The 10,685-nt window shown below is 60.0% G+C and carries 12 protein-coding genes and 1 tRNA gene; 3 read left to right on the top strand and 10 right to left on the bottom strand.

The genetic code is table 11. The features are described from left to right. Window positions 1–247: 247 nt before the first annotated feature. The 7 genes from FJ548_RS22895 to FJ548_RS22870 all read right to left on the bottom strand — a co-directional run bounded on the left by FJ548_RS22895 (window position 248) and on the right by FJ548_RS22870 (window position 5,611). Complete coding sequence (locus tag FJ548_RS22895) at window positions 248–733, bottom strand: hypothetical protein (protein WP_140779027.1); 486 nt, start codon at window positions 731–733, stop codon at window positions 248–250. Between the two features lie 3 nt (window positions 734–736). Next, window positions 737–883, bottom strand: a complete 147-nt coding sequence (locus FJ548_RS29980; RefSeq protein ID WP_179298263.1) for a hypothetical protein — start codon at window positions 881–883, stop codon at window positions 737–739. Between the two features lie 603 nt (window positions 884–1,486). Continuing rightward, on the bottom strand, window positions 1,487–2,245 hold the full coding sequence (locus FJ548_RS22890) for a metallophosphoesterase (protein WP_140779026.1): 759 nt from the start codon (window positions 2,243–2,245) through the stop codon (window positions 1,487–1,489). 91 nt (window positions 2,246–2,336) lie between these two features. Continuing rightward, complete coding sequence (locus tag FJ548_RS22885) at window positions 2,337–3,092, bottom strand: hypothetical protein (RefSeq protein WP_140779025.1); 756 nt, start codon at window positions 3,090–3,092, stop codon at window positions 2,337–2,339. A gap of 64 nt (window positions 3,093–3,156) precedes the next feature. Next, complete coding sequence (locus FJ548_RS22880; RefSeq protein ID WP_140779024.1) at window positions 3,157–3,654, bottom strand: hypothetical protein; 498 nt, start codon at window positions 3,652–3,654, stop codon at window positions 3,157–3,159. 55 nt (window positions 3,655–3,709) lie between these two features. Continuing rightward, a complete protein-coding gene (locus FJ548_RS22875) occupies window positions 3,710–5,260 on the bottom strand; it encodes an AAA family ATPase (RefSeq protein WP_140779023.1) in 1,551 nt (516 codons plus the stop codon). 9 nt (window positions 5,261–5,269) lie between these two features. Further along, a complete protein-coding gene (locus FJ548_RS22870) occupies window positions 5,270–5,611 on the bottom strand; it encodes a DUF6634 family protein (protein WP_140779022.1) in 342 nt (113 codons plus the stop codon). A 766-nt stretch (window positions 5,612–6,377) separates the two neighbouring features. Between FJ548_RS22870 and FJ548_RS22865 the strand changes: the two genes are divergently transcribed. From FJ548_RS22865 to FJ548_RS22855, 3 genes are all read left to right on the top strand, one after another. Beyond that, window positions 6,378–6,635: a helix-turn-helix transcriptional regulator gene (locus FJ548_RS22865; protein WP_140779021.1), complete on the top strand. Its 258-nt coding sequence runs from the start codon at window positions 6,378–6,380 to the stop codon at window positions 6,633–6,635. A 474-nt stretch (window positions 6,636–7,109) separates the two neighbouring features. Further along, window positions 7,110–7,186, top strand: a tRNA-Pro gene (locus tag FJ548_RS22860). A 112-nt stretch (window positions 7,187–7,298) separates the two neighbouring features. Then, window positions 7,299–7,739 (top strand): cupin domain-containing protein, encoded by a 441-nt coding sequence (locus FJ548_RS22855; protein ID WP_246673410.1) that lies wholly within the window; start codon window positions 7,299–7,301, stop codon window positions 7,737–7,739. A gap of 300 nt (window positions 7,740–8,039) precedes the next feature. On the opposite strand, the gene hdaA is transcribed toward FJ548_RS22855, so the two are convergent. The 3 genes from hdaA to FJ548_RS22840 are packed head-to-tail and all read right to left on the bottom strand — an operon-like array spanning window position 8,040 to window position 10,477. Then, on the bottom strand, window positions 8,040–8,744 hold the full coding sequence (gene hdaA, locus FJ548_RS22850; RefSeq protein ID WP_140611391.1) for a DnaA regulatory inactivator HdaA: 705 nt from the start codon (window positions 8,742–8,744) through the stop codon (window positions 8,040–8,042). Window position 8,745: 1 nt separating this feature from the next. After that, on the bottom strand, window positions 8,746–9,948 hold the full coding sequence (locus FJ548_RS22845; protein WP_140611367.1) for an AI-2E family transporter: 1,203 nt from the start codon (window positions 9,946–9,948) through the stop codon (window positions 8,746–8,748). Beyond that, window positions 9,920–10,477, bottom strand: coding sequence for a CDP-alcohol phosphatidyltransferase family protein (locus tag FJ548_RS22840; RefSeq protein ID WP_140611369.1), 558 nt, complete (start codon window positions 10,475–10,477; stop codon window positions 9,920–9,922). The genes FJ548_RS22845 and FJ548_RS22840 overlap by 29 nt, the downstream gene beginning before the upstream one ends. Between the last annotated feature and the right edge of the window lie 208 nt (window positions 10,478–10,685).

Raw genomic sequence — 10,685 nt, 5'->3', positions numbered from 1 at the left:
ACGCTTCACCGCCGAGCAATGCACAAACTACTTCAGCGCCGCAGGTTACGAGCCAGAGTGATCAGATTCTGCTCTAGTACTTCGTCAAAGCCCTCTTCGCCGTGCCTTGCTCGCGATTCAGCCGTTTCCTCATAGTGTAGGGTCTCGCGTTTCAGGCGCATTTTTCCGTCGCGGCATGACGGGCAAGGCCATGCTGGCGCATAGTTCTTAGACAGCGGTCTCTTCCAAAGGGCGCGGTCTATTGGCATCAGGCATCCGACCGGGAGGGGACATCTTCGATCTCAGGCGCAGCGCTTTTGATCGCCAGTTGAGCATGGGAAATCGGCTTCCGATGCCGTCGCCTAAACGTGGCCAGGCTGTCGAAAGTTTGCGATGACGTAAGCAATCGTTCAAAGGAAGCGGCGTAGGTCGAATTTTCAATGATGGCGATTGAGTTCACCAAATTGTCGGTGACCATGGCCTTGGTAAGTTTGGGAAAAAGACTCTTGTTGTGAGCGTAGCAGCACACTTCAAGATAGTTGGCGAATTCGACAAAGGTACTCTGTCGTTCACTTTCGGTGGCGCTGGATAGAAGCTTACCTTCCATACCACGCATGTCCGCAAGATAACGGAACAGCCACTCCAGATCCTTGGATTTGGCTGACGCTCTGACATTGAGTGCGTTGAAAATCAACGCGCCAGCAGAAATCAATAAGGCTACCGTGGGAACAAACTCTGTCCACCAAGTAGGCACTAGCTACTTCTTCGGCTGTTGGCTTGTGGCGGTAGACGCCGGCTGTTGCTGCAAGGCTGTTTGCAGGTTCGCGCTGCTCAGGCCCTTTTCTTCGATATGGACCGGTTTCTGGCTGATTGGATGGACCGGCTGGGTTTTACCAGTTGACATGGAGTGCTCTCCGTCGCGACGATTCGCGAATGAGCAATGTACTTCCTACCTGACCGCTAGGCTACTGGTTGGGACCCTCCAAGCCGTCAGCGGCATACGACCCGTCAACTCGATACGTGCAGTTTCAGCCCGGCTTTCGAGCACGCAAACCGCGCTACCTGTGTCGCCGAAGAGCCATCCACAAGGTAACTCCATTTGTAATCAGCGCTGCGCGTTGACATGGCTTCCCAAGCCTCACCACCGGCAAGGGGTAAATAGCGTGCCCTTGTTGCAATCGTACTTGGCATTGGTGAACCACATGCCGCCGCGAGGCTTGGTCCTGGCGCGATCATTCCCGTCTCTGCGCATACCAGCCTCGCGGTAGATACGCTGTATCGCGGGCCGGCCCCGTTCTCGATCATCCCACGCACTCAGGTGCACGGCGCGAGATTCTACAACTAGGTACCTGGCTGCCGATGTAAACCCAGAATGCCCGATTGAGCTACGCGGGGATGATCCTGTGGGCGTTCGCTGCCGCCTATTCGGTGATATCGGCAACCACAATTTTGTTCAGATTGATCTGCCAAGCGGCACGACCTGCATTAGTCGATGGCGGCCTCGCTGCTACACTCCCACGACCAGCGCCGGATCAAATGCGATGTTCTCGTCATCGTAGCCGCGCGGATTGCAGACAATGCGCGTGCTTCCGACCCGATAATCGCAGGTGTCGTGAGTATGCCCGTGCACCCATAGAGCAGGACGTCCGTCTTCGATGACTCTGGACAGGTCGCTCGCATAGGCGGCATTCAGCAGGTCGCCCTTGAATCTCGAAGGAACCGATTTCGCGTGCGGCAAATGATGTGTCACGACGACCGTGGCGATCCGATCAGTCTTCAACGCGACATCGATGAACCGACGGGAGTCCTGATGCATCCGAAACGCCGTCTCGGGCACGAAACGCTGCCAAGGATTGCGCTGTTTTGCGATCAGCCTGTGGTCGTTCATGCGTTCGCGCGCGTAGACCATGGCGAGTTCCGGATGCCCCTCGATCCGATAGTCGGTCCAGAGCGTCGCGCCGATGAAACGGACGCCGTGGATCGTGACAAAATCGTTCTCCAAGAAGTGCACGTTCGGGAACTGCGCGGCTGCCGCGCGCCCGTCTTCCAGCCCCTCTTTGATCGAGCCTTTATAGAATTCGTGGTTGCCGGCGACATAGATGCACGGCATCGCATGAGCGACGTTTTTGCCCAACCAGTGAACACCGTTGGCGGGAGCGCGGCAAAGATCTCCCGCGACGACGCAGACGTCTGCATCCGGGATGGTCATCGGCTGCCGCAGATCGGCAAATTCAAGATGCACGTCAGAGAATAACCATAGCTTCATGGGATCGAAACCTTGATTTCATTCACGCGGGCGCGCCAAAACTCCACGAATCCTGCAAACGTGACCGCGGTGTCTTGCGACCGTTTTTCGATCACTCTGGCGTCGCAACGATCCGCTGCTTCACTTGCTGGAGCACGGTGTCGAGTTCATCTCCCTCCAGCGTCTTTCGTGCCAGCAAGATTTCGCCAAGGAAATCGATCGCGATCTCCTGGTTGACGACCATTTTCCGGGCGACGGCATAGGCGCTCTCTAGCCGGGCGTTCACTCGCGCCGCCAGTTCGTGGTCGGTCGCGAGCGTCGATGCCCGATCCTCGACTTTGCGGTGAAGCAGCGGCCATTTCTTCGAAAAACCCATCACAGTCTCCATGTCGAATGCCAATGCGGTTGCAGCCGCAAGATCACAGGACTCAGAGCCGGACCCTGCGGCGACCGACCCCACGATCTTTTCCTCCGCCGCGCGGCCCGCGAGTGCTGCGATGAGAACGCCCGTGAGCATCGCTTCGGTCTGCTCTCCCGACATGGTTCCAGCAACATAGCCGCCTTCCGGCGCCTCGATGGTGATCTTCACGATGCTTCCAAGATCTAAATGGAGGCGCGCCACGGCATGCGCAGCTTCATGTACCGACATCCGGAACTGCAGTTGAAGCGACCGTAGAAGCTGGGAGTCCTTGAGCATGCCATCCGCGCTGCCAAGAGCGTCAGTGGGTCCTTCAGCAGGAAGGCTGTTTTCATCCGCAGCCTCGATCGCTCTTGTCTTCCTCTTGGAACGAGCCTGTCGAGACAACGGCGGTACGCAACGTTGGTCCATTCCAGTCACATCTTCATCTGGTTCATCTGGCGCTGTCATTTCCAATCCTTTCGGTCATTGCTGTACCCCTTGGAACTCGCCGGCCGAGCGTCCCAGCCATGGCTCATGAACGGTCCGAACCCTCGCGGTCGTTCGCCTGCGGCGGGAGGTCGAGAAGACCAGTCGCCTCAAGCCATTCCGCCAACTCGGTACAGGCAGGGTTTGCGTCCATGACGTGGCAGGTCAGCAGGTCGAGGATCACCGTCGGGATCGGCCACCCGGTCGCGATGGCTATGCGGGCATAATGCCTCGTCACCTCGAGGGCGATCGCTGGATCCTCCATGTGCGCGGTTCCGCAGTCACAGGAAGCGATGGGGCCGGCCCTGATGAGGGCGAGGCAGCTTTCAGTATGGCCAAGAAGCCCGAGCAGCGCTTCGCTGGCCATGTACCTGCCGAACGCGAGTGGCCGCTGTGATGCAGGCGCCGAGGGATTCGCCATAGGAATCCCGCGCTCAATCAAGTGCTGCTTTGATCTGCCCTGGGGCGGATGATCGACGAGCGATGATCCTTCCACCTCATTGCGGGGTCGGTGCAGAAAGCCTCTTGCTTCGCGAGCATTCATTCAGTTGCCTCCTGTTCCAGCCCCTATCGCTGCCGATTGTTTTCCCGGCGCCAGCTCATTGCCGGCCCCAATGGCGTTCACGCGCCTCGACAAGCTTCTCGACGAGCCGCTCAAGTTTCCTGATCGACCCGCCTGGCCAGTTGTTGGCCAGCGCTGCGAGTTCGAATCCTTCGAGCGGCGTTACCCAACGCGGATCGTGCCCTGCCTCGAAGTAGAGGCGTTCCAGAATGCGGGATGCCAGCAACGGCAACTGGTCCGGGCCAGGTTCTGGAAACCGCAGGATCCGACATCTATCCCGCATCACCGCCGGGACACTTCCCACCTCATTCGCCGTCATCACCCAGGACACATGCGAGAGATCGCAGTTAGCCTCGACGTAGGGATCGAACCAGCGCCGCGATGTTTCCTTCTCGAGCAAACCGATCAGGACATCATGCACATTGCCGTTGTGGCGACTGGTGCCCACCTTCTCGATCTCGTCGAGGATGATCGCTGGCCCAGCGCATTCGTGGCGGCGCACCGCCATAATGGCCAGGCTCGGTTCACCCGACGACCATCGGCGCGCGGTACCGCCGACGGCGCTGTCGCTCAAGCCGCCGCAGGAAACCAGTTCATACGGGATCCCGAGTTCCTCGATCAGCCTTCTCGCGAAGCGGGTCTTGCCGGATCCAGGCGAGCCGACCAGGATTGTTGGTTGTACGTATACATGTCCCCTGCCGACGAGGCGGGTCAGGATGTCGTCGGCCACCGACCCGACCCAGGGGAATTCGGACACAAGCTGCATGCGAGCAATGGACAGGTCAGACGCAGCTGGAAGCGGCAGTCCGCGCTGCACGAATTTTTGGAACTCGACCGATACGCGCTTTCCTTCCGATGTGGTCGAGTTGCCGATGGAGCGAATGACAACCACCGAATTATTCGGCGCGGGTTCGGCTTCCGCATCGTCTACGGAGAGGTCCTCGATGTCGTCATCTCTCGACGCCTCCTTCGCCGACGCGTCCTTCTTCGTTGGTCCGTCCACCAGCCGTGCGCGTTGGATTGCCGACTTGAACTCGGCTTCATAATTCAGAAGCATCCGGAACAGCGAAGTCCGTGAGACATGGAAGCTGTCGACGTAGCGAGTAAAGATGAGAGTACGTGACAGAGCGCTCCACGCGAGCGCCCGCCAAAGCATTCGCGGGCCTTTGCCCTCATTGAAGTCGCGCATCGCCAGCGATGCCGCTTCGCCGGCTACCGCAGCTGCCGCCTGCGGATCGCCAAACGAGGCAAGGTAGAATTGACAGCGCAGGCGGCAGGCCTCGGCCGGGATTCCCTTTACGGCTTCGGCAACGACGAGCGCGGCCTCTACACTTTTGATGCCCTCCTCGGATTGCTCGACAGCAAGATCATCAAGACAACTGGCAAGGGGCAAAAGTTCGACGCGACCGCGTTTCCTCATTCGTCGTGACAGGCGACTTGAATATTCCCTGATATCGTGCTCGAGCCTATCGCCAAAGAACGCCATGCCGCGCAGCAATTCTTCCTCGCTCGGAAGATGCAACCCGGCTTTCGCTGCTTTCAGGCGGCGGTCGAAATGACGGTCGAAAGTCGAAGCCTTGGTTGTCATGGCCCGTCCTCAAGAATCGAGGCCAGACTGTTCGGCAGGACGTCCGAGTCTGTACCACCTGCTCAGCGTTCGCGCCCAAGTCCGATCTTCGGACAGCAGCCACAAATCCGACGTGCCGATCAGCCGGTTCGCGCCGCCGAGTTTGGGATGGCCGGTCGAGAGCCCGGCCAGGGAGGGAACAATCCTTTGGGCAAGGATCCACCGATCGAGGATGGGGGCTTCCTCATCGGCCATTGCCTCCGGAGGCGCGCCACGGCGGACGCGCTCCAAATCGGCGGCCAAGGCGACAAGGCGGTCGGCCTGAAAGGTCAACATCTCATCGGTTGGCGTTGCGCGGCCAAACAGCAACATCGGTGGTGCCTCCTTGCTCCGATCCAGGATCCGCTTGGGTTCGAATCCTTGATTCGGGGAATCAACGGCCCGATAGATACGGCGCCCGGGGTCAGGCGTCCATACGCCTTGATCGGCGTCGTGACGCCTATCAACAGGATACCTGGTCTTCCCGTTTCGCTACGGGTAAAACTTCTGACATGCAGGCATCATATGACTTCCTTCGCGCGGCCCGCGCGCTCCTGGACATCACCCCAAAAGAACTCGCCGACAAGGCGCGTGTGAGCACTCGCTCAATTGTCCGGATCGAGGCACGGGAGCCAGTAGGCCTGGAGATAAGTCTGCGCGTCCAGGCGGCATTGGAGGAGCTTGGCGTTGAGTTCCTTCCGGAGACGAAGTCAAATGGACCCGCGATGCGCATTCGAAAGGGTCTGGTTAGGAAGATTGGGTTTCAGTTCTCAGACAGGTAAGCCGATGAGCGGAGACTGGCTGGAGGGTCACCTACCGCCGACGGTGCCACGTTCGGACGATGAGGACGAAGAAGCGAACGGGAGCAACTCGTCCGTGACGAGCGCAGAGCGGTGCGGCGAATGCGGGATGGGGAAGTCAATCTACACACCCACCGTACACTCGGACTCCGGACAAAGTTCAAATCCGCTTTCATGACCAATTATCATGCCGCGCCCATGGCAAGAATCATTCTCACAGAGACTACTGAATTCTCACTGTGTGGGAAGCTTGCCGCATCTGTTGACAACCTAAACCATCGTCCCGCCCTCATGCCAATATGGAGTCCATTGATGACATCGCTCGGCAGTTTCGCGCCGCAAGAGCACTGCTAGATATCCGCCAAGACACGGTGGCGGAACTGGCCAAAGTGAGCCGTCAGATGGTCGCTCGAATTGAAAGCGCCGACAAGAGCGTCCCCCATGACGCAATCCAAAAAATCTGGAACGCATTTGAGCGGAAAGGCGTCATATTCTTAGAGGCGACCGCTGCTTACGGCCCTCCGGTCACGTTGAAAAAGACCAAGCCCAAGGCTTAGTTGCTAGCTATCTCTCATGGAGAGAGAGTACGCTTTGCTGCTGCCCACAGAGTGTTCCCTCCCTGGATGGCGCGGCAAGGTTGTATGGAAGAAGGCAAGGAAGTCCGGTTCCTGACACGCAGTCTAGGCCACGGGAACATGAATCTGTTGTCAACAAATCGCCCCGGATCTGGGAACCGGCCAAAAGGGTCCCCTCCCCGATTCACCTTCGCAACAACCAGCTTGCTTCGTGTTCTGTCTCGATTGCGACTGCCCGTCGATCGCCTGCGGGCTTAGCGACAGGATTCCTTTTTCAAGCGCTCCCCGCTCATAAATGACCGTTCCACGAAGAACGACGGTGGGACTGTTGTGGGAATTTCCGCCTTCCTCGCTGTCTTTCGGGTGCTTTCTGTTCTCTATTGGCGGCAGGCAGTGAATTTATCGCTTGCGTTGAGGAACCCGAAACACTAGGGACTCCAACGCAATGCATGGCCTCGGAGTGTAGCGCAGCCTGGTAGCGCATCTGGTTTGGGACCAGAGGGTCGGGAGTTCGAATCTCTCCACTCCGACCATCCTTCTCGAAACGCAGTACCGATAGCCTCGGCGTGACCGTCTGGCCACCTTGCGCCGCTTCCGGTCGTGGGCTTGCCGCGACAATTTTCTGGTGCAAGTCTGAAGACGGCAATGGGGGGCTTCGAAATGGCGGCAAACAACAGGCCGGTGATTACCCGGAAGGGCCAAGAGAGCAACAAGACCAGCCAGTCCGGGGGCATGGCGCTGGTGACCGGTGTCGGGCCGCAACACACCTCGGCGACAAGACTGTGGTTCGGCAAGGCAAGCAACGCGCCCGGCTTTCGTTCGCTGCCACACCACCATGGCGAAGCTGAAACCGGCGCATACCTGCTGTCGGGCAATGCCCGTATCTATTTCGGCGAGAACTATCAGGAGTTCGTCGAGTTATCGGCGGGCGATTTCATGTTCGTGCCGCCGTTCCTGCCACATCTCGAGGCCAATATGAGCACGACGGAGGAACTGTGGTGGCTGGCCTGCCGAACCCCCGAGAACATCGTGATCAATTTGCCTGACGTCGATGATGCCCAACTCGCCGGCTACCGCCGCGGTTGAGCACGTTCCGCAGTCTGAGCATCGGCAATCGCCCAATGCATTTGAAAGCGAGCTCGCCAGGCGAGAACCCCAACCGCCTCGTGCCCGGCGAGCCCGCACCTGATTTGGAGCGCAATCAGGACCGGGATCAGCCGGCAAGCTTGCGTTGCAAGATGGATGCCAGTTGCTGTTTCCCGAAATGGGACGGCAGTTGGGGACAACGAACCGCCATTTGCAGGCCGGATGAATATCGAGGCCGGCCTAACTCTTGTTTTGACGCAATTCCGGACAGAACCGTTTCACACCTTTCCTGGAACTGCTCTAGATCTCGAACTCGCCCTGCCCCTCATCCATGGCGCTGACCGTTTCGGCCGCCAACGCTCTGGTGATCGGCATCTTGCGCTCGAGCGCGGTGCGGTCGAGCCGCTCCACCACGCGCATTGCTGTCGCCAGCGAGCGTTCGATGCGCCGCACCAGATACTGCACCACATGCGGTTCGACCTCGACCTGGCGGTCGGCGAACAGCTTGGTGATGACGCCGGCGAGCAGGAGATCATCAGGCTCATGGATCTCGACCGTCGCCGCCGCCTTCAGCCGTGACGCAAGGTCCGGCAGCGAAACACCCCAGGCCAGAGGAAAGCGGCGCGCCGTCAACAACAGCGTCGAGCCGGCGCCACGCACCGCATTGATAAGATGGAACAGGCCTTGTTCGTCAATCGCCCCTGCATCGACATCGTCGATCAGCGCAGGGCGAGCGCCGAGATTGGCGATGCTGTCACCAATGCGCCTGGCATCCACAGCCAGCGCGTTGGCACGCGCACGCCAGATTGAGGCGAGATGCGTCTTGCCGGAACCGGCGGGACCGGCCAGCACCACCACCGGCGACGGCCAGTCCGGCCAACGGTCGACCAGCGCCGCCGCCTGGTGGTTGGTGCCGGAGACAACGAGTTCGTCCCGCGAATAGCCAGTGCCATGGCCGAGATCGAGCGGCAGTTGGCGCGGCGGATCGGTTCGCTGGGCGGTCACTTCAGCCACGCGACTGCGTGCGGTGGCCCCCGCCGCGATCGGCTGGCAGCGGCGGCAAAGGCTGTGTCGAATGGCCCTTGTAGAGCGGCGATTCGAGATAGCGGGCTATGGCAAAGCGCACCAGCACGGCGACGGCGGCGGATGCCGGCACCGCAATCAGCAAGCCGACAAAGCCGAACAGCGCACCGAAGGCAAACAGCGCGAACATCAGCCACACCGGGTGCAGGCCGACACTTTTGCCGACCAGCCTGGGCTGCAGGATGTTGCCTTCGATGAACTGGCCGATGAAGAAGACCACCGCCACCGCGACGATCATGGTCCAATCCGGCCAGAACTGCACGAAAGCGACGCCAACGGCCAGCACCAGTCCGGTTAGAGAGCCGACATAAGGGATGAAAGAGATCAGTCCGGCGAACAAACCGATGAGAATGCCGAAATTCAGGCCGGTCAGCGTCAGGCCGGTGGCATACATGGCGCCCAGGACAAGGCAGAGCGTACCCTGGCCGCGGACGAAGCCGGCGGTCGCGGTGTTGACGTCGCGCGCGATGGCGCGCACGGTCGCGACATTGTCGCGCGGCACCCAGCTGTCGATGACCGCCACCATGCGATCCCAGTCGAGCAGCATGTAGAAGGCGACGACCGGCGTCACCACGAACAGGCTGACCACCGAAACCAGCGCCACGCCGGAACTCCAGATCGAAGTGAAGACCGTGGTGAGCAGGCCGAAGCCCGAGGTCAGCAAGGAGTTCAGCCCGTCGCGCAAGCCATTGGCGTTGACGCCGAATTTCTGTTCCAGCCACTTCGGATCAAAGGATGTGATCAGGCTCTGCAGCCGGGTCAGATACTCCGGCAGCTTGCCGGCGAAATCGGCCATCTGGGTGGCCAGAACCGGAATGAGGATGACGAAAGCCAGCACCAGTACGATGAGGAAGGTGATGAGGATGACCACCGTCGCCATGAAGCGCGACAGGCCGAGCCGCTGCAGCCGGTCGGCGACGGGATCGAGGAAATAGGCGAGCACCATGCCGGCGACGAAAGGCAGCAGGATGGCGCTGAAAACATAGAGGAAAAGCGCCAGGATCGCCGCGCCGGCGAGCCAGAAGAAGATCTGCCGGCGGAACGCGGAAGACGCGGCAAGATCGGCAGCCGCAGCTTCGATCACTGCCGCTTCTTTCTCAGATGTCCGGAGTGGAGCTTTCGCCATAGCCGCTCATATGCCTCAGCCAAGTCACGAGATAGGCCGTGGCCGAAGCCACGGTCAAGACCCCGGACAGCAATATGAGGGCAGGCCGCAGAGGGTCGAGGTGCGTGGCAAAGGCGAGCTCTCCCAGCACAGTCGCCGCCAGCACGATCTGGATGGCGGTATTGGCCTTCGACACCAGAAGCGGCTTCATCTCGACCGGATGGGCCATGACGGTAGACAGCAATACGGCGCAAACGATCAGCGCGTCGCGCGACACCATGGTGATGACAAGCCACAGCGGCAGTTCGCCTGCGAGGCCCATGACGACGAACGCCGACACCAGCAGCAGCTTGTCGGCCATCGGATCGAGATAGGCGCCGAGCCTGGACTGCTGGTTGAAACGGCGGGCGATGAAGCCGTCGACGCCGTCCGAGACGCCGGCGATGACGAACCCGGCAAAGGCCCAGTCCCAGCGCGCCTGCAGCATCGCCAGCACCACCGCGGGCACCAGGACAAGGCGCAGGATGGTGATCATGTTGGGGATGGTCAACGCATTGTCCCGCCGTATTTTTGCCTTGAGATAGATGAGGCAGATGGAGAGCCGAGGCAAGGAAGAAGCAGGTTGGCTAGCCGCAAACGCCGCGTGCGATGCCCCGGCTATCCACGCTTTTGTCGGGCCAAATGGCGCCCGCTTCCGCCCTTATCCTTGCGGACAGAAACCGTTCATGCGAAGAGCCCGCAAACGAGCAGGAAAATTG

This window comes from Mesorhizobium sp. B2-4-17 (assembly GCF_006441275.1).
In the GTDB taxonomy this organism is placed as follows: Bacteria; Pseudomonadota; Alphaproteobacteria; order Rhizobiales; family Rhizobiaceae; genus Mesorhizobium.
This window is presented reverse-complemented; position numbering and strand designations above follow the sequence as displayed.

Bases quoted from the DNA above. Each gene is read 5' to 3' on its own strand.
- FJ548_RS22845 (WP_140611367.1), bottom strand. From the start codon at position 9,948: ATGGCGAAAGCTCCACTCCGGACATCTGAGAAAGAAGCGGCAGTGATC.
- FJ548_RS22855 (WP_246673410.1), top strand. From the start codon at position 7,299: ATGGGGGGCTTCGAAATGGCGGCAAACAACAGGCCGGTGATTACCCGG.
- FJ548_RS22865 (WP_140779021.1), top strand. From the start codon at position 6,378: ATGGAGTCCATTGATGACATCGCTCGGCAGTTTCGCGCCGCAAGAGCA.
- FJ548_RS29980 (WP_179298263.1), bottom strand. From the start codon at position 883: ATGTCAACTGGTAAAACCCAGCCGGTCCATCCAATCAGCCAGAAACCG.
- FJ548_RS22885 (WP_140779025.1), bottom strand. From the start codon at position 3,092: ATGACAGCGCCAGATGAACCAGATGAAGATGTGACTGGAATGGACCAA.
- FJ548_RS22880 (WP_140779024.1), bottom strand. From the start codon at position 3,654: ATGAATGCTCGCGAAGCAAGAGGCTTTCTGCACCGACCCCGCAATGAG.
- FJ548_RS22870 (WP_140779022.1), bottom strand. From the start codon at position 5,611: ATGTTGCTGTTTGGCCGCGCAACGCCAACCGATGAGATGTTGACCTTT.
- FJ548_RS22890 (WP_140779026.1), bottom strand. From the start codon at position 2,245: ATGAAGCTATGGTTATTCTCTGACGTGCATCTTGAATTTGCCGATCTG.
- FJ548_RS22875 (WP_140779023.1), bottom strand. From the start codon at position 5,260: ATGACAACCAAGGCTTCGACTTTCGACCGTCATTTCGACCGCCGCCTG.